Origin of the sequence: Pseudomonas sp. PA15(2017), assembly GCF_001945395.1 — a bacterium.
Taxonomy (GTDB): domain Bacteria; phylum Pseudomonadota; class Gammaproteobacteria; order Pseudomonadales; family Pseudomonadaceae; genus Aquipseudomonas.
Genome location: NZ_MSXV01000052.1, coordinates 149,197 through 170,260 on the forward strand (window position 1 = coordinate 149,197; position 21,064 = coordinate 170,260).

At 65.5% G+C, this 21,064-nt stretch carries 15 protein-coding genes and 1 pseudogene; 4 read left to right on the forward strand and 12 right to left on the reverse strand.

Annotation, left to right across the window (positions count from 1 at the left end; translation table 11 throughout):
• Nucleotides 1-47: 47 nt before the first annotated feature.
• On the reverse strand, nt 48-560 hold the full coding sequence (locus tag BVH03_RS18110) for a DUF934 domain-containing protein (RefSeq protein ID WP_075962462.1): 513 nt from the start codon (nt 558-560) through the stop codon (nt 48-50).
• Entirely contained in the window at nt 557-2,227 is a 1,671-nt protein-coding gene (locus BVH03_RS18115) for a nitrite/sulfite reductase (RefSeq protein WP_075962463.1), read from the reverse strand. Before BVH03_RS18115 ends, BVH03_RS18110 begins: the two co-directional genes overlap by 4 nt.
• 281 nt (nt 2,228-2,508) lie before the next feature.
• On the opposite strand from BVH03_RS18115, the gene mapR reads away from it, so the two are divergent.
• A complete protein-coding gene (mapR, locus tag BVH03_RS18120) occupies nt 2,509-3,918 on the forward strand; it encodes a GntR family transcriptional regulator MpaR (protein ID WP_075962464.1) in 1,410 nt (469 codons plus the stop codon).
• Nucleotides 3,919-3,966: 48 nt separating this feature from the next.
• On the opposite strand, the gene BVH03_RS18125 is transcribed toward mapR, so the two are convergent.
• The 8 genes from BVH03_RS18125 to BVH03_RS18160 all read right to left on the reverse strand — a co-directional run bounded on the left by BVH03_RS18125 (nt 3,967) and on the right by BVH03_RS18160 (nt 15,341).
• On the reverse strand, nt 3,967-4,725 hold the full coding sequence (locus BVH03_RS18125) for a type IV pili methyl-accepting chemotaxis transducer N-terminal domain-containing protein (protein ID WP_256574746.1): 759 nt from the start codon (nt 4,723-4,725) through the stop codon (nt 3,967-3,969).
• A gap of 223 nt (nt 4,726-4,948) precedes the next feature.
• Nucleotides 4,949-7,039 (reverse strand): bifunctional diguanylate cyclase/phosphodiesterase, encoded by a 2,091-nt coding sequence (locus BVH03_RS18130; RefSeq protein WP_075962465.1) that lies wholly within the window; start codon nt 7,037-7,039, stop codon nt 4,949-4,951.
• A 276-nt stretch (nt 7,040-7,315) separates the two neighbouring features.
• Nucleotides 7,316-8,074 (reverse strand): TerC family protein, encoded by a 759-nt coding sequence (locus BVH03_RS18135; protein WP_075962579.1) that lies wholly within the window; start codon nt 8,072-8,074, stop codon nt 7,316-7,318.
• Nucleotides 8,075-8,287: 213 nt separating this feature from the next.
• Entirely contained in the window at nt 8,288-10,039 is a 1,752-nt protein-coding gene (locus tag BVH03_RS18140) for a bifunctional protein-serine/threonine kinase/phosphatase (RefSeq protein WP_075962466.1), read from the reverse strand.
• Nucleotide 10,040: 1 nt separating this feature from the next.
• Nucleotides 10,041-10,853 (reverse strand): formate/nitrite transporter family protein, encoded by an 813-nt coding sequence (locus BVH03_RS18145; protein WP_075928690.1) that lies wholly within the window; start codon nt 10,851-10,853, stop codon nt 10,041-10,043.
• A 69-nt stretch (nt 10,854-10,922) separates the two neighbouring features.
• Nucleotides 10,923-11,303, reverse strand: a complete 381-nt coding sequence (gene nirD / locus BVH03_RS18150; RefSeq protein ID WP_075962467.1) for a nitrite reductase small subunit NirD — start codon at nt 11,301-11,303, stop codon at nt 10,923-10,925.
• The gene (gene nirB / locus BVH03_RS18155) at nt 11,303-13,876 is read right to left on the reverse strand and encodes a nitrite reductase large subunit NirB (protein ID WP_075962468.1); all 2,574 of its coding nucleotides are present in this window, start codon (nt 13,874-13,876) and stop codon (nt 11,303-11,305) included. Before nirB ends, nirD begins: the two co-directional genes overlap by 1 nt.
• A 577-nt stretch (nt 13,877-14,453) precedes the next feature.
• On the reverse strand, nt 14,454-15,341 hold the full coding sequence (locus tag BVH03_RS18160) for a PA4780 family RIO1-like protein kinase (protein ID WP_075962469.1): 888 nt from the start codon (nt 15,339-15,341) through the stop codon (nt 14,454-14,456).
• Between the two features lie 173 nt (nt 15,342-15,514).
• Here BVH03_RS18160 and ada point away from each other — a divergent pair, with 173 nt between their 5' ends.
• Nucleotides 15,515-16,555, forward strand: a complete 1,041-nt coding sequence (ada, locus tag BVH03_RS18165) for a bifunctional DNA-binding transcriptional regulator/O6-methylguanine-DNA methyltransferase Ada (protein ID WP_075962470.1) — start codon at nt 15,515-15,517, stop codon at nt 16,553-16,555.
• Between the two features lie 94 nt (nt 16,556-16,649).
• Here ada and BVH03_RS18170 read toward each other — a convergent pair whose 3' ends face one another.
• Entirely contained in the window at nt 16,650-17,927 is a 1,278-nt protein-coding gene (locus tag BVH03_RS18170; protein ID WP_075962471.1) for an acetyl-CoA C-acetyltransferase, read from the reverse strand.
• A 292-nt stretch (nt 17,928-18,219) separates the two neighbouring features.
• Between BVH03_RS18170 and BVH03_RS18175 the strand changes: the two genes are divergently transcribed.
• On the forward strand, nt 18,220-19,572 hold the full coding sequence (locus BVH03_RS18175; RefSeq protein WP_075962472.1) for a 3-oxoacyl-ACP reductase: 1,353 nt from the start codon (nt 18,220-18,222) through the stop codon (nt 19,570-19,572).
• On the opposite strand, the pseudogene BVH03_RS18180 reads toward BVH03_RS18175, so the two are convergent.
• Nucleotides 19,573-19,902 (reverse strand): annotated as a pseudogene (locus tag BVH03_RS18180) (helix-turn-helix transcriptional regulator); the annotation flags it as partial.
• Nucleotides 19,903-20,179: 277 nt separating this feature from the next.
• Here BVH03_RS18180 and BVH03_RS18185 point away from each other — a divergent pair.
• Entirely contained in the window at nt 20,180-21,031 is an 852-nt protein-coding gene (locus BVH03_RS18185; RefSeq protein WP_075962473.1) for a MaoC family dehydratase, read from the forward strand.
• Nucleotides 21,032-21,064: the final 33 nt, after the last annotated feature.

Here is a 21,064-nt window from a genome sequence, read left to right on the forward strand (position 1 = left end):
GATACGGCACCGGCTGGCGGCGCGCGGGCTCCTTGGGTCAGTGAGAATCAGAGAGGTCGGCGACGGAACAGCGGCCGCGGCTCGATGACCGAACGGCCGTACTGCACGCTCATGCCGGCCAGGCCCTTGAGGGCGTCGTGCACGGACTTGTCCTCGCGCACCGCGAAGCTGTCGAAACCGCACTGGCGCATGTGGGCAAGCTGGTCGCGCAGCACGTCGCCGACCGCGCGCAGCTCGCCGCGCCAGCCCAGGCGAGTGCGCAGCAGGTAGGCCTGGCTGTAGCCGCGGCCGTCGCGAAAGCTGGGGAAGTCGATGGCGATCAGGGGCAACACGGCGAGCCAGGGCTGCAGCTCCAGGGGCTCGTCATCGGGACTTAGCAACAGGCCGTCGCGGCTGAGCACTGCATCCTTAAGTACGGCCGGGGGCTGGCGCTCCAGCCAACTGGACAACGGCAGAATCAACGGCCCCTGCTCCGGGATTTCGCCATCACGGAGCAGCATCCAGGGGTCATCGGTGACGATGCGCGGCGCGCCGTCGCGCAGGCTGATCAGGTTGTTCATGCCGGCGCCTCCGCCTGGCGATACACCCGCGCCTTGAAGGGCTCGATGCCGATGCGCTGCACGGTGTCGATGAAACGTTCGTCACCCTGGCGCTGCTCGTCGAAGGTCTCGACCAGACGCTCGATCACGGCTGGCACCTCGGCGGCGCTGAACGACGGGCCGATCACCTTGCCCAGCGCGCTGGCCTTGCCCTGGGCGCCGCCGATGGTCACCTGGTACCACTCGCTGCCGTTCTTGTCGACGCCGAGAATGCCGATGTTGCCAATGTGGTGGTGGCCGCAGGCATTCATGCAGCCGGAGATGTTCAGGCTGATATCGCCCAGGGCGTGCAGCGCTTCGGCATCCTCGAAGCGCTGCTGGATGGCCTGGGCGATGGGTATCGACTTGGCATTGGCCAGGGCGCAGTAATCACCGCCAGGGCAGGCGATCACGTCGGTAAGCAGGCCGATATTGGCGCTACCCAGCCCAACGCTGACGGCCTGCTGCCAGAGCGCGTGCAGGTCGGCTTTGCGCACATCCGGCAGCACCAGGTTCTGCTCGTGGGCCACGCGGACTTCGCCGAAGCCGTAGCGCTCGGCCAGCTCGGCCACGGCGTCCATCTGCGCCGAGGTCACGTCGCCCGGCGGCAGGCTGGCACCCGGTTTGGTCGACAGCACCACGCCGGCGTAGCCCGGCACCTTGTGCGGCTGCACGTTGCGTGACACCCAGCGGGCGAAGGCGGCATCGCTGGCCAGGGCGGTGCCGAAATCCAGATCGGTATCCGCAAGCAGCGCATAAGCCGGCGGCGCGAAGGTAGTGGCGACGCGCTGGTATTCGGCATCGGTCAGCTCGGCGGGGCCGTCCTTGATGTGTTGCCACTCGGCCTCGACTTCCCTGGCGAAGGCCTCGATACCCAGCGCCTTGACCAGGATCTTGATGCGCGCCTTGTACTTGTTGTCGCGCCGACCGTGGCGGTTGTAGACCCGCAGAATCGCCTCGACGTAAGACAGCAGATGGCGCCACGGCAGGCCGTCGCGAATCACCTGGCTGAGGATCGGCGTGCGCCCCAGGCCACCACCGACCATCACCCGCGCCAGCAGCTCGCCGGCGGTATCGCGATACAGATACAGGCCGACGTCGTGCATCGGCACCGCGGCGCGATCCTCTCTGGCAGCGCACAGGGCGATCTTGAATTTGCGCGGCAGAAACAGGAACTCCGGGTTGACCGTCGACCACTGCCGGAGAATCTCGGCCAGCGGCCGCGGGTCGAGCAATTCATCGGCGGCCACGCCGGCAAAGGCTTCGGTGGTGATGTTGCGCACGCAGTTGCCCGAGGTCTGGATGGCGTGCATCTCCACCGAGGCCAGGCGCTCGAGAATGTCCGGCACCTGCTCCAGCTCGATCCAGTTGAACTGGATGTTCTGCCGCGTGGTGAAGTGGCCGTAATCGCGGTCGTAGTCACGGGCGATGGACGCCAGGGTGCGCAGCTGGCGGGCCGACAGGGTGCCGTAGGGAATCGCCACACGCAGCATGTAGGCGTGCTTCTGCAGGTACAGGCCGTTCTGCAGGCGCAGCGGCAGGAATTCCTCTTCGCTCAGCTCACCGCTGAGGCGTCGCTGCACCTGGTCGCGAAACTGCGCGACCCGCTCGCGCACCAGCGCGTGGTCGTACTCGTCGTAGTGATACATGACAGGCCCCTTGCGCCCTGGAACGCGGCAGACAGGGCCGCCACTATGGGCAAGGGGGCAAAAGCAAAACAGCCTCAGATAAATCGCAAAAAACCATATCAGATGAAAGTTACAGGATCCTGCTCAACATCTTTCGCTTGGCATATTGGTTTAAGGTCAACGGTAAGGGCTATTCCAGCTGATATGCAAAAATCTCAAATTCTTAAATCTGATATGTTCTGTAACATCGTTGGGCGCCGCGCTGCCGTTGCGCGCCCATATCCCTGCGCACTGGATACGCCATGAAACGCTACGAGAAACTCGCCGACGAAATCGCCGCCCTGATCCGCTCCGGCCTGTTGGCACCCGGCGAGAAGGTGCCCTCGGTGCGCCACGCCAGCCGCACCTATGGCGTCAGTGCCTCGACCGTTTTCCAGGCCTATTACCTGCTCGAAGACCGCGGGCTGATCCAGGCCCGGGCACGCTCCGGTTACTTCGTGCGCGAGCATGCCAAACGCCCGCTGCACGAGCCGCAGTTGCGCGCGGGCGCCGCCCAGGCCACCGAGGTGGACGTCAGTGAACTGGTGTTCTCGGTACTCGGCTCGCTGAAGGACCCGCACACCGTGCCGTTCGGCTCGGCGTTCCCCAGCCCGGAGCTGTTTCCGCTGCCGCGCCTGGCCCGCTCCATGGCACAGAGCGTGCGCGACATGCCGAGCCACGCGGTGATCGCCGACATGACCGAGGGCAACCCGGACCTGCGCCGGCAGATCGCCCTGCGCTACATGCTCAGCGGCGTGCACCTGCCGCTCGAAGAATTGGTGATCACCAACGGCGCCATGGAAGCGCTCAACCTGTGCCTGCAGTCGGTAACCGAACCGGGCGATCTGGTGGCCATCGAAAGCCCGGCGTTCTACGCCACCCTGCAGGTGCTGGAACGGCTCAAGCTCAAGGCCGTGGAAATTCCCGTGCACCCGCGCGAGGGCATCGACCTGGACAGCCTGGCCGACAGCCTGCAGCGCTTGCCGATCAAGGCCTGCTGGTTCATGAGCAGCCTGCAGAACCCGCTCGGCGCGAGCATGAGCGACGCCAAGAAGGCCGCGCTCTACGAACTGCTGCAGCGCCACCAGGTACCGTTGATCGAAGACGACGTGTACGCCGAGTTGTATTACGGCGCCCAGCCGCCGAAACCGGTGAAGAGCTCTGACCGCGAGGGCCTGGTGATGCACTGCGGATCGTTTTCCAAGTGCCTGGCGCCGGGGTACCGGGTCGGCTGGGTGGCGGGTGGGCGTCATGCCCAGCGCATTGCCCGGCTCAAGCTGATGACCACCATTTCACCGTCGGTGCCCGCCCAGGCGGCGCTGGCCGATTACCTGCAGCACGGCGGCTACGACCGCCATCTGCGCAAGCTGCGCCACCAGCTGGAAAGCCAGCAGGGCTCGATGCTCGCCTCGGCCGCCCGGCACTTCCCGGCAGACACGCGAGTAACGAGGCCAAGCGGCGGCTACTTCCTGTGGTTCGAGTTCGCCGAACGGGTCGACGCCCTGCAGCTGTTTCGCCTGGCGCTGGCCCAGGGCATCAGCCTGGCGCCGGGGCCGATCTTCTCGGCCACCCGCGGCTTCGGACACTGCGCGCGGCTCAATCACGGCCACCCATGGAACGCCCAGAGCGAACAGGCAATGCAAACCCTGGGGCGGATAATCGATTCGTTCTGACGCTGGCGTCAGATGGGTGCGCTCACCGGGGCGGTGAGCGCTACGGCATCAGAGCTGGTCGCCCTGCAGCCCGGCGTACAGGCGGGTCATTTCGTTGAGCTGGCGGAACATCGATTCGGCGTTCACCGCCACGATGGTCGGCACGAAGTCCTTGGAGGCGAAGGCCTTGGTCGCGAACTGCCAACGCGCGTCGGTCTTGCGCAGGGCGACGGCGATTTCCTCGTTGGGCGCGCCGGCGGCCTGCAGCTCCTTCATGATGGTATCGAACTCCTTCACCGATGCCTCGAAGTTGGCATCCAGATTCGGCGCCTGCACGCCCCAGGCGCGGGCCATGTAGAACATCGCGGTGCGCTGGGTGAGCACGCGGTTCCAGCCACTGCGGTTGATCGAATGGGAAGCGGCGTCGCCGTTGTGCTTCTCGAACAGATCGGTAACGTGCTGGGTCTGCTTGACCAGCTCCTCGGCCTTGGCCAGCACTGCCGGTGCCTGAGCCTTGCCCGGCTCGGCGGTGACCATGGCGCGGTAGGCCGTCCAGATCACCTCGACCTGGGCCAGGCCGGCCTGCACTTCGCTGTTGGTCGGGTGAGCCTTGAGCTTGGCGTGATGATCCTCGAACAGCGCGACGCTGGTGTTGAGCTGCTTGGTGGCTTCATCGACCTTCACGTCGGAGCCGATCATCATGTAGTCCTTGGCTATGATCTGCCCCAGGCTGCGCTGCAGGCCGGCCATGTTCATAGCCTCCAGGGGCGCCATTTCCGCCCAGCTGGCAGCGCTGACGAGGGTGAGCCCCAGCAAAAGGGTTTGCATGCAACGTTTGATCAACTCGATGTCCTCATCCATGCGGATAGCGGGGCAAGTGAAGCCGGCGTGCCAGGGCAAAAGGTACTGCCTGGATTCCGACGCCAGCGATTCGCTCCAGTCTAATCCAAACACCCGCCCTTGACCTGCCGCCGCGCGCCTTTGGCGGCGCCAGCAGTCGACGGATATGAAGATTGGTGAAGCGTGTCACATCGCCATCTGCACCGTTGGCCTAGTCGAGCATTTCGATCCGCTCGCTGGCCGGCTGCGGCCGCCCGAACAGGTAGCCCTGGAAATGCGAACAGCCTTCGGCCTTGAGCTGCTCGAATTGCTCGTCGGTTTCCACGCCCTCGGCGGTGGTCTTGATCAGCAGGCTGCCGCTCATGCCGGTGATGGCGCGCACGATCGACAGCGCCTCGCGGCTTTTGCCCATGTCCTGGACGAAAGATTTGTCGATCTTGATGCGATCGAAGGAGAACGAGCGCAGGTAGCTCAGGGATGAATAACCGGTGCCGAAATCGTCCAGCGCGATGTTCAGGCCAAGGGCCTTGAGCGCCTTGAGGGTGTGGATGTTGCTCTCGCAGTCTTCCAGCAGTACCGATTCGGTGATCTCCAGTTCCAGGCGCTCGGGCTCGAGCCCCGAATCCGCCAATGCCAGGCTGACGACCTTGACCAGATCGCCGCTCTTGAACTGCACCGGCGACAGGTTGACCGCCACCGTCTGCTTGCCGGACCAGGTCGCCGCTTCCTGGCAGGCGAGGTTCAGGGCACGGGCGCCGACTTCGTGGATCAGCCCGGTTTCCTCGGCGATGGGGATGAAATCCAGCGGCATGATCAGGCCGTTACTGGGGTGCTGCCAGCGCATCAGCGCCTCGTAGCCGGACACCCGCTTGCTGCTCGGGTCAATGATCGGCTGGTAGTACAGCTGCAGCTGGCCCATGTGCAGCGCTGTGCGCAGGTCCGTTTCCATGGTTCGGCGCCGGCGCGCCGCGGCGTCCAGCTCGGGGAGGAAGTATTCGTAGCGGTTGCGGCCATTGCGCTTGGCTTCGTAGAGCGCCATGTCGGCATAGCGCATCAGTTGGTCGGCCTGCTGATGATCGTCCGGACAGATGGCGATACCGATGCTGACGCCAACCGAGAAACTGTGCCCCTCGATCAGAAACACCGGCGCCACCGCCGAGATCAGCCGCTGGGCGGTACGCCTGGCATCCTCGGCACTGTCCAGGCCATTGAGCACCACGGCGAACTCGTCGCCGCCGAGCCGGGCCAGGGTATCGCGCTCACGCAGCACGGCCTTCAGGCGCAGCCCCAGGGCGCGCAGCAGACGGTCGCCAAAGGCGTGGCCGAGGGCATCGTTGATGTTCTTGAAGTTATCCAGATCCAGGCACAGCACGGCGGTCAGCCGGCCCTCCTCGGCGCCTTCCTGCAACGCTTCATCGAGGCGCTCGGCGAACAGCGTGCGATTGGCCAAGCCGGTCAGTGCGTCGTGGTGCGCCATGTGCTGGATCTGCGCATGGGCGGCGAGTTCGTCGGTCACGTCTTCGGCGATCAGCAACAGGTAGCTGGCCTGGGTCTCGCAACCGCTGCTCTGCATCACGCGGGTGCGCAGCATGCGCGGGCCCAGGGGCGTGTCCAGGCAGCTCTCGGACAGATGCAGGGCATCGCTGCGAATGCACTGGTCGGCCTGCTGCGCGATGAACTCGGCGATGGCCGGCGTCAGGCACTCATCGGCACGGTGGCCGAGCATGTCCTGGGAGCGGCAGCCGAACAGTTTCTCGGCTTGCGGGTTGGCCAGCAGGATCTGCCGGCTCTGGGTGTCCTGCACGATCACGCTGGCCGGGATGTTGGCGATCACCGAATCGAGAAAGCGCGACAGCGTGGCCATTTCCTCGCTGTAGTTCTCTGCCAGCTCCTTGGCCTTGAGCAACTCCAGCTCGTTCTTGCGGCGCTCGGTGATGTCGCGGGTGATCTTGGCGAAACCGATCAGTTGCCCGTGGTCATCGTGGATGGCATCGATCACCACGCTGGTCCAGAACAGTGTGCCGTCCTTGCGCACACGCATGCCCTCGGCCTCGAAACGGCCCTCGCTGCGGGCGGTCTCCAGGCCTCTGCCGGGCAGGCCGGCGGCACGGTCCTCGGCGGTGTAGAACACCGAGAAATGCTGGCCGACGATTTCCGCGGCCAGGTACCCCTTGGCACGCTGGGCACCGGCGTTCCAGTTGGTGACGATGCCTTCGGGGCTGAGCAGGTAGATGGCGTAGTCGACCACGCTCTGTACCAGCAGGCGGTACATCGTATCGGCATTGGGCTGAGTGGGCAGCATGGCAGTCTGAGTCCTGTGCACGCGCAGCTCGCGAGCGTCCAGGCTCGGAGGGTCATGCGCTGGCGGGGCATTCGGCCTGTTTGGCGAAACGCGCGCTGAATGCCTTGGGCAACTGCGGGCGGGCAGGCTTGAGCCTGCCACTCGCAACATCGTGCAGAGAGTGTGCCGCGACAAGTGGCACGGTGCCAGCAATTTATAACCGAGCGGTCAGCATTCGCCGGTCGAGATGGCGATAACGATGCGCCCATCTGCCTGGCAGATGGGCGCACAAGCGGCTCAGGACGCTTTGTTGGCCTGGGCGTTGGCCTTGCGCTTGGCCCGACGGGACAGCATGTTCAGGCCTTCGATGACCGCCGAGAACGCCATCGCCGCGTACAGGTAACCCTTCGGCACGTGGGCACCGAAGCCTTCGGCGATCAGCGTCATGCCGATCATGATCAGGAAGCCCAGCGCCAGCATCACCACGGTCGGGTTGTTGTTGATGAAGCGCGCCAGCGGGTCGGCGGCCAGCAGCATCACGGTCACGGCAGCGACCACGGCGACGACCATGATCGGTACGTGGGGCGTCATGCCCACCGCGGTGATGATGCTGTCTACCGAGAACACCAGGTCGAGCAGCAAGATCTGCACGATCACCGCGCCGAAACCCACGGTGGCAGCGCGACCAACGAACATGTCGCCCTCGGGCTCGGGGTCGACGGCGTGGTGGATCTCCTTGGTGGCCTTCCACAGCAGGAACAGGCCGCCAGCGATCAGGATGATGTCCTTCCAGGAAAACGCCTGGCCGAACAGCTCGATCACCGGGTCGACCAGCTTGACAATCCACGCCACGGTGCCCAGCAGGGCCAGGCGCAGGATCAGCGCCGCGCCGATACCCAGGCAACGCGCCTTGGCACGCTGATGCTCGGGCAGTTTGTTGGTGAGGATGGAGATGAAGATCAGGTTGTCGATGCCCAGTACCACTTCCATGACCACCAGGGTGGCCAGGGCAATCCAGGCAGCGGGGTCACTCGTCAATTGCAGGATATAGTCCACGATCACGCACTTTATGGCTGAACAGAAGGCGCATTCTGTGCTTTTGCCATGACGGCGAATATGACAATTTACGACAAATTATTTCACCCCTATTACATTTCTGGAGCGCCCTGAAATCGGGCACTGGCGGCGAATCAGGCGGGCGAAATTGCAGTTGAACCGGCGCTTCTTTAATGCGATCCATTGCAATCGCCTCGTGCCGTCCGGCATGGCTTATTGGCGCGCCAGCAGTACCACCACCATCAAGCCCAATAGCAGGCAGCCGAGCTGCCAGAACAGCAGCGGGTTGCGCTCCAGCAGCGGCACCCGGCCACGGCTGAGCAACGCCTGGCCGGGGTGGCGCAGCGCATGGGCGAATTCGTCCGGGTCGGCGTAGCGCTTCAGCGGGTCCGGATGGCAGGCCTTGCGCAGCACGGCGTCGAGCCACAGCGGCAGCGCTCGCCCCTGGGCGATGGGCGCGTAGTGCAACCGGGCCTGCGCACTACGGGTGCGCGCCCGCGCCATGCCGGCGCCGTAAGGCAGCCGGCCACCAAGCATCTGGTAGGCGATCACCGCCAGGGAGAAAACGTCCGAGCGCACCGTACCGGGTTCGCCCAGCCAGTACTCGGGCGCGCTGTACTGGGCGGAGCCAAGGATCGGCTCGTCCGTTTGGCGGCTGGCGACCTCCTGCAGCCCGGCCACGCGGGTAGCACCGAAGTCGATGATCTTCACCGTGCCGGTAGCGTCGATCATCAGGTTGGCCGGGCGCAGGTCCTGATGCAACATTTCCAGGCGATGGAAGGCGCGCAGGCCGCGAGCGATCTGCTCGACGATGCCGCGCACGGTTTCCAGCTCAGGTGTGGGGTGGTCGATCATCCATTGCGCCAGGGTCTGGCCCTCGATGAACTCGCTGACCGTGTACAGATGGTTGCGCTTGCGCGTCGGTGCGCAGGCCTTGAGCACATGGGGGCTATCGATGCGCCGGGCGATCCACTCCTCCATGAGAAACCGCTCGAGATAGCCGGTATCGTGCTGCAGATCCAGCGCTGGGGTCTTGAGCACCACGGTGGCGCCGCTGCCTTCGTCGGTGGCCAGGTACACGTGGCTGCGCGCGCTGACGTGCAGCGGGCGGACGATGCGGTAGCCCTCGAACGACTGGCGCGCATCCAGCACGGGCGGGCACGGTAGGTCGCCGAGCTTGTGCTGCAGCTCGTCGGCCTCTGCACGCGGCAGGCCGTCGACGCGCACCAGTTGCAGGGTCAGGTTGTCGTCGCTGCCATTGGCCAGGGCCTGCTCGACGATGGCCTGGGCGGCCTGCTGCAGGTCGCCGGCGTGTTCGCCGATGCAGCGCTGCATGGCGCGCGCCTCGACGAATTCATAGACGCCGTCGGTGGCCAGCAGGAACAGGTCACCGGCCTCCACGGCCAGTGCCTGGTAGTCGATTTCCAGTTGCGGCCCGACGCCCAGGGCGCGGCTCAGGTAACTCTTGCCCTCGCCGACCCACACGCGGTGATCACGGGTCAGCGGCTCCAGATCGACGCCGCGCAGGCGATAGATGCGCGTGTCGCCGACGTGGAACAGGTGCGCCGTGGTGGACTTGAGCACCACGGCGCTGAAGGTGCATACGTAGCCGCGATCCATGTCATAGCGATGCTGGCCGCGCCGCGTCTGAGCGTGCAACCAGGCATTGGTGGCGCTGAGCACGCGGGTCACCGAGGTCTTCACCGACCAGGCCTCGCTGGTGCTGAAGTAATCGGAGAGAAACGCCGCCACCGCCGTTTCACTGGCGATATGGCTGACGTCGCTGCTGCTGATGCCGTCGGCCAGGGCGATGGCGATGCCCTTGCTGCTCAGCTGCGGCTCGAGGGGCACGCACAGGCCATGGAAGTCCTGATTGCGCGGCTTGCGGCCCTTGTCCGAATACTGGCCGACGCTGACCTGCAGCGGGTTCTTCCTGGCTGTCCACGGGTGTTCGGCAACGGTCATCTCAGTTGTAGGTGCGCTTGGCGCCGGTCTTCACGTGGGTGGTGTACAGCGTCAGGCCGGTGAAGGCCAGGCCGCCGACCAGATTGCCCAGGGCGGTGGGGATCTCGTTCCAGATCATGTAGTCCATCACCGAGAAGTCGCCGCCCAGGATGATACCCGAGGGGAACAGGAACATGTTCACCACCGAGTGCTCGAAGCCCATGAAGAAGAACAGCATGATGGGCATCCACATGGCGATGGTCTTGCCGCTGACGGTGGTGGAGATCATCGCGCCGACCACGCCCATCGACACCATCCAGTTGCACAGCACGCCACGCAGGAAGATGGTCGCCCAGCCCGCCGCGCCATATTCGGCGTAGCCCAGGGTGCGGTCTTCGCCGATATGCGAGATCTTCTCGCCGATCAGACCGGGGTCCTTGGAAAAGCCGTAGGTGAACACGAAGGCCATCATGAAGGCCACGGTCAGGGCACCGGCGAAGTTGCCGAGAAACACCAGGCCCCAGTTGCGCAGGATGCCGCCCACGGTGACGCCCGGGCGACGGTCGAGCAGCGCCAGCGGGGTGAGCATGAATACCCCGGTGAGCAGGTCGAAGCCCATCAGGTAAAGCATCACGAAACCGACCGGGAACAGCACGGCACCGAGCAGCGGCGAGCCGGTACCGACGCTCACGGCGATGGCGAATACCGCCGCCAGGGACAGGATGGCGCCGGCCATGAAGGCGCGGATCAGGGTATCGCGGGTCGACATGAAAATCTTCGACTCACCGGCATCCACCATCTTGGTGACGAATTCGGCAGGAACCAGGTAGGACATGCTGACGCTCTCTCAAATGAACCAGACAGGTTAGAAACACGGCGACTGCTGGCCAGCCGCCAAACACGCTCAGGCCGCCAGGCCGATTTCCACGGTGTCGCCGTTGAGGCGCACCGGCCACACGCGCAGGCGCTGCTCGGGGTACTCCAGGCAAGTGCCGTCACGCAGGCGGAAGTGCTGCTTGTAGAGCGGCGAGGCGATCACCAGGTCGCCCTTGATCTGGCCGATCAGGCCGCGGCCGATCACATTGGCGCCGGATTTCGGGTCGCGGTTCTCCACGGCGAACAGCTGCTCGCCGGCTTCGCTGTGGGGCAGATGGAACAGGGCGATCTGCGCCCCGTCGAGCCAGGCCACCACGCCGGAGTTGGCGACCAGATCCTGGCTGCGGCACAGCGGTTGCCATTCGGTGGCGGGAAGCGATTGGGCACGCACGGCGTTGGGCTGGCTCATCAGAGCACCTCCTCGGTAACGGGAATAAGGTGTAACTCACTGGCGGTAATGGGGCGACGTTGGCCGCGCTCCTTGACGAAATGGATGTCCGGGTCGGCGCGCCGGTCGTTGACGAAGGTGCGGAAGCGCTTGAGCTTCTCCGGGTCCTTGAGGGCACCCGCCCACTCGCATTCGTAGCGGTCGACCACCCGTTGCATCTGCGCCTCCAGCTCGGCAGCCAGGCCCAGGCTGTCGTCGAGGATCACCGCCTTGAGGTAATCCAGGCCGCCCTCCAGCGACTCGCGCCATACCGAGGTGCGCTGCAGTTTGTCGGCGGTGCGGATGTAGAACATCAGCACGCGGTCGATGGTGCGGATCAGCGCCTCGTCGTCCAGATCGGTGGCGAACAGCTCGGCGTGCCGTGGGCGCATGCCACCGTTGCCGCACACGTAGAGGTTCCAGCCCTTGTCGGTGGCGATCACGCCGATGTCCTTGCTCTGCGCTTCAGCGCACTCGCGGGTGCAGCCGCTGACCGCGAACTTGATCTTGTGCGGCGCGCGCAGGCCCTTGTAGCGGTCCTCCAGGCGCAAAGCCATGCCGACGCTGTCCTGCACGCCGTAGCGGCACCAGGTGCTGCCCACGCAGGACTTCACGGTACGCAGCGACTTGCCGTAGGCGTGGCCGGTCTCGAAGCCGGCGGCGATCAATTCGCCCCAGATGTCCGGCAGCTCGTGCAACTGCGCGCCAAACAGGTCGATACGCTGACCGCCGGTGATCTTGGTGTAGAGGTCGTATTTCTTCGCCACGGCGCCGATGGCCAGCAAACCGTCCGGGGTGATCTCGCCGCCAGGAATGCGCGGCACCACCGAGTAGGTGCCGTTCTTCTGCATGTTGGCCATGAAGGTATCGTTGGTGTCCTGCAGCGGAATCAGCGCCGGATCGGTGATCGGCTGGTTCCAGCACGAGGCGAGGATCGAGCCCACTGCCGGCTTGCAGATGTCGCAGCCGGTGTGGCCGCGGCCATGCTTGGCCAGCAACTCCTCGAAACTGAGCACGCCTTCCACCCGGACGATGGCATACAGCTCCTGACGGGTGTGAGCGAAGTGCTCGCAGAGGCTCTTGTCGACCGCCACACCGCGGGCGCTCAGCTCGTGCTCGAAGACCTGCTTGAGCAGCGCGCTGCAGCCGCCGCAGCCACTGCCGGCCTTGGTGATGGCCTTGAGTTCGCCGAGGTCGGTGATACCGGCGTCGACCTGGCAGCACACCGCGCCCTTGCTGACGTTGTGGCAGGAGCAGATGGTCGCGGTATCCGGCAACGCATCGGCGCCCAGGGTCGGCGCACCGTCGGAGAGCGGAAGGATCAGGCTCGACGGATCGGCCGGCAGCTTGATGCCATTCTGGGCGTACTGCAGCAGGGTGTCGTAATAGCTGTTGTCGCCGACCAGCACGGCGCCGATGACCCGCTGACCATCCGCCGAGACCACCAGGCGGCGGTAACTGGCACTGGCTTCGTCGATGTAGCGGTAGCTCTTGGCGCCGGGCGTGGCCGCGTGGGCATCGCCGATGGAGCCGACGTCGACGCCAAGCAACTTGAGCTTGGTCGACATATCGGCGCCTGTGAACGGTTCATGGGGCTCACCGGCCAGTTGCGCGGCCACGGCACGGGCCATGCTGTAGCCGGGCGCCACCAGGCCGAATACCGTGCCGTTCCACGAGGCACACTCGCCGATGGCGAAGATTGCCGGGTCGCTGCTGCGGCAGTCGTTGTCGACCACCACGCCGCCGCGCGGGGCGATGTCCAGGCCGGCGGCGCGGCCCAGGGCGTCCTGGGGGCGAATGCCGGCGGAGAACACGATCAGGTCGGTTTCCAGATACTCACATTGACCATCAGCGCCGTCGTTGAAATTCATTCGGTAGGCATACTCCTCACCGATGACGATCCCCTGGGTGGCGCGCGACAGATGCACGCCGACGCCAAGCGCCTCGATACGCGCCCGCAGTGCGTCGCCACCGTCAACATCCAGCTGTACCGGCATCAGTCGCGGCGCGAACTCCACCACGTGGGCTTCCAGGCCAAGGGACTTCAGCGCATTGGCCGCCTCCAGGCCGAGCAGACCGCCGCCGACCACCACGCCACGGCGCGCGCCAGCAGCGGCGGCGCGGATGCCATCGAGGTCGTCGAGGGTGCGGTAGACCAGACGCGAGTTGCCTTCGGCGCCTGGAATGGGTGGGACGAACGGATAGGAACCAGTGGCCAGCACCAGACGGTCGTAGCCACGACGCCCCTGGCTGGTGACGACTTCGCGCGCCTCACGGTCGATATCCAGCACCGACTCACCGAGGTGCAGGTGTACGCCGTGGCGGGCATAGAGATCGGCCTCGCCGAGGGCCAGGGCTTCGGCGTCCTTGCCGGAGAAGTACTCGGACAAGTGCACACGGTCATAGGCGCGTTGCGGCTCTTCGCCGTAGACGTGCACCTGATAACGGTGCAACGCACCGCTGGCGATCAACTGCTCGATACAGTGGTGGCCGACCATGCCGTTGCCGATGACGATCAGGGTCTCGCGCTTGATCGATGTGACGATGGAATTCATAGCCTGCCCTCTGTCTGCTGCGCTAACACGGTTTTCTGCAACACAAAAAAAGACGCCTGGAGCTGTTGTCAGCTTCAGGCGTCTTTGCCTTGGATTCGTTATGTGGGTGAGCGTCAGGTCACTGCCTGCTTACCGGCCCCATCGGTGATGGGTGCACAAGCTGAATAGCAGGTTACATGCCAGGATTTCGCGAATGTCCGCAGGGACTGTAAGGACGGGGCTTTCAGCCCTTTGAAGAGGGGAGAGGCTGGAGAGCGAGGCGAACCAATATGAGGCGACCGACGCGCAAACTCACCATTTCAGGGCAGGCAAAGCACGCCTTACTGCGCTCGGCCACTCTCCATGAGCTCGGGAGCAAGTCCGGTCAGCGCTGGAGGTGTCTCGCCAGGCCGATGGTCACTTCAAGGCAGAAGCGGCCGTTTGCCGATTCACTGTGGGAGCGCGCCATGCGCGCGAAAATCGCGGGCATGGACTGGGCGTCCCCGCCCGCTCCCACCAATACTCCACCAATGGCCGCTTGCGCCACCTAGAAACCAACGCCGCAGAATGCCGGCCAGGCGCCAGGTCATGGCGCCTGTCAACGCTCCCACGGCGGCGGCGGTTCGCGATCCTTGGGCTCGTCCTCGGCATTCAGCGCAGCCTGGCGGCGTGCTTCATCGGCCAGGGCGGCTTTGATCTCGCGCATCACCGCGTCGACGTCGGCTTCGTCTTCCGGGTCGTTGAATTCACCGGTCAGCACGCTTTGCGGCGTCAGCTTGCCCTCTTCATAGAGCGCCCACATTTCCTTGGCGTACTTGCTGTACTTGAGTTCCGGGGCGAACTGACCGAAGTAGGCCGCCATGTTGCCGACGTCACGTTCGAGCATCTTGAAGGCGTGATTGTTGCCCGCCGCATCCACCGCCTGGGGCAGATCGATGATCACCGGACCCTCAGGGCCCAGCAGCACGTTGAACTCCGACAGGTCGCCGTGCACCAGGCCGGCACACAGCATCTTCACGATCTCCTCGATCATGAAGGCATGGAATTCGCGGGCGTCCTCGGGGTGCAGGTCGACATCATTGAGACGCGGTGCCACGTCGCCCTCACCATCGGTGACCAACTCCATCAGCAGCACGCCGTCGAGGAAGTCGTAGGGTTTGGGCACCCGCACGCCAGCGTTGGCCAGACGAAACAGGGCCGCCACCTCGGCGTTCTGCCAGTTCTCTTCCTGGTTCTTACGCCCGTGCTTGGAGCCCTTGGCCATGGCCCGGGCATCGCGGCTGTTGCGTACCTTGCGGCCCTCCTGATACTCGGCGGCCTGGCGGAAACCGCGCTTGTTGGCCTCCTTGTAGACCTTGGCGCAACGCAACTCGGCACCGCAACGCACCACGTAGACCGCTGCTTCCTTGCCGCTCATCAAAGGGCGAATCACCTCGTCCACCAGGCCGTCCTCGACCAGGGGCTCAATGCGTTTTGGCGTCTTCATCAGCTTTTATTAGGGTCCTCGGTGGGCTATGCGGCCCTTTTATACGGCAATCCTGAGGCAGCGCCCAGCCCATGGGGAAAATGCGCCGGACGATCGGCTTTGAAAGCGCGATTGGCACTGGCGCCCACGCCAGCGGATACCGACAATCCAGATACCGCTTAGAGGAGATCGACATGTCCGAAGAACGCCGCTGGCAGGCCGTGTGCGAGCGCGATGCCGCGCAGGATGGTCAATTCGTCTTCGCCGTAGGCTCGACCGGCATTTACTGCCGGCCCAGCTGTCCGGCGCGTCGACCACGGCGTGACAACGTCAGCTTCCATGACGGCCCGGCACAGGCCGAAGCGGCGGGATACCGCCCCTGCAAGCGCTGCACGCCCCAGGGTGCAAGTCCCGCCGAACAGCTCGACGCGCTGGTGACCGAGGCCTGCCGCCTGCTCGATGAAGCCGACACCCCCCCTACCCTCGGCGCGCTGGCGGCACGCATCGGCTTGTCCGCTTCGCACCTGGCCCGCGCCTTCAAGGCGCGCACCGGCCTGACGCCGAAGGCCTGGGCCAGCGCCCGCCAACGCGAACGCCTGGCCGCCAACCTGCCGGGCGCCAGATCGGTACTCGAAGCGGCGCTGGACACCGGATACAGCAGCACCCGCAGCCTGTATGAGCGAACCGACGGCGTGGCCCTGGCGAGACGACGCCAGGGCTCGAAGGGTGAGACGCTGCGCGTGGCTGTGGTGCCCTGCCCGCTCGGCTACTTGCTGCTGGCCGGCAGCGCCAACGGGCTGTGCGCCCTATTGTTCGGCGATGCGGCGGATACACTGGAGATCGAACTGCGCCAGCGCTTCCCGGCAGCCAGCCTGCAGGCCGATGACGGGCAACTGGAAGGTTGGCTAAACGAGGTACTGCAGCAACTGCGCGAGCCAGAACGTGCCGCCAAGCTGCCACTGGATCTGCGCGGCACGGCCTTTCAACAGCGCGTCTGGCAGGCCCTGCGCGCCATCCCCGTCGGGCAGACGCGCACTTACGGGCAATTGGCTGCCGAACTCGCCAGCCACCCACGCGCCATCGCCCGCGCCTGTGCCAGCAACCCACTGGGCCTGTTGGTGCCCTGCCACCGGGTAACCGCCGCCGATGGCAGCCTGGGCGGCTACCGCTGGGGCGTGGCACGCAAGGCGGCGCTACTGCAGGCCGAAGCCGAAACGCTCAGCCGCGAAGAATGACCGAACACCCGTAGCCTGGCGTTGAGCGCAGCGATACCCAGGACAGCGGCTCCCGGGTGTCGCTACGCTCGACCCCGGCTACGATCGGACTGATTCAGCGCTCCAGAATCGCCGTCACGCCCTGCCCGCCCGCGGCGCAAATGGAAATCAGGCCACGGCCCTCACCCGCCACCGACAGCAACTTGGCCAGGTTGGCGACGATGCGCCCACCGGTTGCGGCGAACGGGTGGCCGGCCGCCAGGGAGCTGCCTTTGACGTTGAGTTTGGCGCGGTCGATGCTGCCCAGCGGCTGCGCCAGGTTGAGACGTTCGCGGCAATAGTCGGCATCTTCCCAGGCCTTGAGCGTGCACAGCACCTGGGCGGCGAAGGCCTCGTGGATTTCGTAGTAGTCGAAGTCCTGCAGGGTCAGTCCGTTGCGCGCCAGCAACCGGGGCACGGCGTACACCGGCGCCATCAGCAGCCCTTCGTGGCCCTTGACGAAATCCACCGCTGCCGCCTCGCCGTCCCGCCAGTAGGCAAGAATCGGCAGGCCGCGGGCCTTGGCCCACTCCTCGCTGGCGAGCAGCACCAGTGAAGCCCCGTCGGTCAGGGGCGTGGAATTGGCGGCGGTCAGGGTACCGCGCTGGCCTTTCTCGAACACCGGCTTGAGGGTCGCCAGTTTGGCCAGGTCGATATCGGGGCGCAGGTTCTGGTCGCGGGTCAGGCCCAGGAACGGCGTCATCAGGTCGTCCTGCCAGCCCTCGGCGTAGACGGCGGCCAGCTTGCGATGGCTTTCCACGGCCAGCTGATCCTGCTCGTCACGGGGGATGGCCCAGTGCTGCGCCATCAGCTCACAGTGCTGGCCCATGGAGAGCCCCGTGCGCGGCTCACCGTTGCGCGGCAGCGACGGCGCGAGATGCCGTGGGCGGATCTGCAACAGGGTCTTGAGCTTGTCGCCAGTGCTCTTGGCACGATTGGCCTGTAACAGGATCTTGCGCAGGCCTTCGTTGACGCCGATCGGCGCATCCGAGGTGGTATCCACGCCCCCGGCGATACCGCACTCGATCTGCCCGAGGGCGATCTTGTTGGCCACCAACAGGGCGGCCTCCAGGCCGGTGCCGCAGGCCTGCTGCAGATCGTAGGCGGGGGTTTCCGGCGCCAGGCGCGAGCCGAGTACGCATTCACGGGTCAGGTTGAAATCCCGCGAGTGCTTGAGCACGGCACCGGCCACCACCTCGCCGAGGTGCTCGCCATGCAGGTGGTAGCGCTCGACCAGGCCTTCCAGGGCGCTGGTGAGCATGGCCTGGTTGCTGGCGGTGGCGTAGGCGCTGTTGGAGCGGGCGAAGGGAATACGGTTGCCACCAACGATGGCGACCCGGCGCGGCAAGCTCATGTGCGGCTCCTTGAAAGTAATATTCTGCGGCACTTTAATTGGTGCCTCTAACAACAACCGGCGTCGTCATCGCGGCATTTAGAGCAGGCTGAAAATGCTCATTCACAGCTCGTGAACTCCGTTTTTCAGCCTGCTCTGGCCTTGCGCTGACTGCCTCGCCAGCTTTTTTCAGAGATACCACTCCGATTTACTCATCGCCGACTGGCCGGATATTGGACTGCTGTCGATGCATGAAACGAGTGATCGCGTACAGTGGTCAACCACTTTGAGTTTCAGCCCTGGAGTCTGTTCCATGTCCGATCGCTACCTCAACTTCGCCAATACGCCGGCCGGCCGTCGCCTGGTCGGTGCGCTCGGGCTGCCGGCGCCACTGCCACTGGAGCGCTGGGTGGCGGGCCGCAATCGGCCCTTGGAAGGTGCGCTGCTGATCGGTGGCGAGGGCGAACTGGGCGCCGCGGTGGCAGGCTTCGCCAAGCGCCTGACCGACGAGCTGTTCGCGCCCCTTGACGGGCAGTCCCTGCCCCGCTGGACCGCCGAACACGGCCCCAAACTCAAGGGGCTGGTGTTCGATGCCAGCAACCTGCAGCGCTTCGAAGATCTCGACGCCCTGCGCCAGTTCTTCCAGCCCGCACTGAAGAATCTCGATCGCTGCCCTCACGTGGTGGTACTCGGTCGCGCGCCAGAGACGCTGGCCGACCCGCAGGCCTCGAGCGTGCAACGCGCACTGGAAGGCTTCACCCGCTCGCTGGCCAAGGAGATCCGCCGCGGCGGTACCGTGCAGTTGCTGCACGTCGACCCCGGCGCGGAAGACCAACTCGAAGGCGCGCTGCGCTTTCTGCTGTCGCCCAAGAGCGCTTACATCTCGGCCCAGGTGCTACGCCTGCAGCCTTGCGCCGGGCAGGTCAGCGACTGGACGCGCCCGCTGGCCGGCAAGACCGCACTGGTCACCGGCGCCAGCCGCGGCATCGGCGCCGCCATCGCCGAAACCCTGGCCCGCGACGGCGCCACGGTACTGCTGCTGGACGTGCCGCCCGCCAAGGACGCCCTCGATGCCCTTGCCGCGCGCCTGGGCAGCCGCAGCCTTGCGCTGGACATCTGCGCCGAAGACGCACCGGCCAGGCTGGTCGAGGCACTGCCCGAGGGCGTCGATATCGTCGTGCACAACGCCGGCATCACCCGCGACAAGACCCTGGCGAAAATGAGCGAGGGGCTGTGGGAATCGGTGATCGACGTCAATCTGCGCGCCCCGCAGCAGCTCACCGCCGCCCTGCTGGAGGCCGGCACCCTGCGCGACGACGGCCGCGTGGTGCTGATCGCCTCGCTCAGCGGCATCGCCGGTAACGTCGGGCAAACCAACTACGCGACCAGCAAGGCCGGGCTGATCGGCCTGGCCCAAAGCTGGGCACCGACCCTGGCGCAGCGCGGTATCAGCATCAATGCGGTGGCGCCGGGCTTTATCGAAACGAGCATGACCGCGGCCATTCCCTTCACCATCCGCGAGGCTGGGCGGCGTATGAACTCGATGAACCAGGGCGGCCTGCCCCAAGATGTCGCCGAAGCGGTGGCCTGGTTCGCGCAACCCGGCTCGGGTGCGGTCAGCGGACAAGTGTTGCGGGTTTGCGGGCAGAGCCTGCTGGGCGCCTGATCACAAGGTTGCCCCACGACCGCGACGTCGGAATTCCACCGGCGTCGCGCCGACCCAGCGTATGAAGGCGCGGCAAAAGGTGCTGGGTTCGAAGAAGCCGGTGCGCTCGGCGATCCGTTCGATGCGCTCCTCGGTATCCACCAGCAGGCGCTTGGCCAGGTTGCAGCGGCAATCGTTGAGCAGTTCATTGAAGCGCACGTCGGCCTGGGCCAGCTGTTCTCGCAGCCGGCGCACCGGCATGCCCAGGCGAGCAGCGACCTGTTCGAGGCTTGCGCCTTCGCTCAGTAACTGGTCGATCAGCCGGCTGACCTCGAAGACCAGCTGGGGCCGCGCCTGACCGGCGCCTGCGGGTAGCGAGGTGCGCAAGCACAGGAAACCTGGCATCAGGGCGGGCGGGAGCGTGACGACCCTGTGCTTGTCCAGGTTGGGCATGCTGCATTTCCTGCGTGGGTAGTGGCTGGGCGAATTCACTCATCAGCGTAGGCAGCTTTCGCCGCTAATGCTCGGGTAACCGGCAATCGTTTGCGCACTTGGCACCAATAGGCGCTGGCTAATGTCCTAAATCTCGACGAGAGTAAGCACAAACCACCTTGCAGCGGAGCGCACGATGGCAACCGAATGGCTCGATTTGCACACCCCGCCGGCATTGCCCGGCATGCTCCTGCGCGCCGCAACCCGGCGTGGGATCACCGGCAAGGTTCTGCCGCACCGCGGGCTGCGCTGCACGGTGAGCGTGGATGCCGGGCACCTGGCCCGTTATCGCCAGCTATGCGGCTTCACCGACGAGGCCCGCCTGCCGGCTACCTATCCGCACGTACTGGCCTTCACCCTGCAGATGAAACTGCTTACCGAGGCGGATTTTCCCTTCCCGCCCCTCGGCCTGGTGCACCTGGAAAACCGCATCCGCGTGGTGCGTCAACTGGCCGGTCTGGGGCCCTTCACCCTGAGCGTGGAGGCCAGCAACTTGGCGCCCCACGGCAAGGGTGCGGTGTTCAGCGTGATCACCCGACTCGAGGATCAACTGGGCCTGCTCTGGGAGGGCGACAGTCGCATCCTCTGCCGCGGCGTCAAGCTCGACGGGCCGACCATAGGCCGCAGCGAACCACCCAGCCTGCCGATGGACGCGCTGGACAGCTGGCAGGCGCCGTCGAACATCGGCCGCCACTATGCGCGGGTCTCGGGGGACTACAACCCCATCCACCTGTCGACCTTGAGCGCCAAGCCATTCGGCTTCCCCCACGCCATCGCCCACGGCCTGTGGAACAAGGCCCGCGCCCTGGCAGCGCTGCATGCCCATCTGCCAGCCTCGGGCTATAGCGTCGAAGTACGCTTCCAGAAGCCGGTTTTACTGCCAAGCACTCTGCGCATGCGTGCCAGCCTGCCAGCCGCTGAGGGCCAGTTCGACCTGCAGGGCAAGGACGATGTGCCGCACTTGGCCGGTTACTGGCAGGTCATCTGAGCCCGTGAAAGAATGTGCGTCCTCTGCCTCCGA

Bases quoted from the DNA above. Each gene is read 5' to 3' on its own strand.
- BVH03_RS18110 (WP_075962462.1), bottom strand. From the start codon at position 560: ATGAACAACCTGATCAGCCTGCGCGACGGCGCGCCGCGCATCGTCACC.
- BVH03_RS18115 (WP_075962463.1), bottom strand. From the start codon at position 2,227: ATGTATCACTACGACGAGTACGACCACGCGCTGGTGCGCGAGCGGGTC.
- mapR (WP_075962464.1), top strand. From the start codon at position 2,509: ATGAAACGCTACGAGAAACTCGCCGACGAAATCGCCGCCCTGATCCGC.
- BVH03_RS18125 (WP_256574746.1), bottom strand. From the start codon at position 4,725: ATGCAAACCCTTTTGCTGGGGCTCACCCTCGTCAGCGCTGCCAGCTGG.
- BVH03_RS18130 (WP_075962465.1), bottom strand. From the start codon at position 7,039: ATGCTGCCCACTCAGCCCAATGCCGATACGATGTACCGCCTGCTGGTA.
- BVH03_RS18140 (WP_075962466.1), bottom strand. From the start codon at position 10,039: ATGACCGTTGCCGAACACCCGTGGACAGCCAGGAAGAACCCGCTGCAG.
- BVH03_RS18145 (WP_075928690.1), bottom strand. From the start codon at position 10,853: ATGTCCTACCTGGTTCCTGCCGAATTCGTCACCAAGATGGTGGATGCC.
- nirD (WP_075962467.1), bottom strand. From the start codon at position 11,303: ATGAGCCAGCCCAACGCCGTGCGTGCCCAATCGCTTCCCGCCACCGAA.
- nirB (WP_075962468.1), bottom strand. From the start codon at position 13,876: ATGAATTCCATCGTCACATCGATCAAGCGCGAGACCCTGATCGTCATC.
- BVH03_RS18160 (WP_075962469.1), bottom strand. From the start codon at position 15,341: ATGAAGACGCCAAAACGCATTGAGCCCCTGGTCGAGGACGGCCTGGTG.
- ada (WP_075962470.1), top strand. From the start codon at position 15,515: ATGTCCGAAGAACGCCGCTGGCAGGCCGTGTGCGAGCGCGATGCCGCG.
- BVH03_RS18170 (WP_075962471.1), bottom strand. From the start codon at position 17,927: ATGAGCTTGCCGCGCCGGGTCGCCATCGTTGGTGGCAACCGTATTCCC.
- BVH03_RS18175 (WP_075962472.1), top strand. From the start codon at position 18,220: ATGTCCGATCGCTACCTCAACTTCGCCAATACGCCGGCCGGCCGTCGC.
- BVH03_RS18185 (WP_075962473.1), top strand. From the start codon at position 20,180: ATGGCAACCGAATGGCTCGATTTGCACACCCCGCCGGCATTGCCCGGC.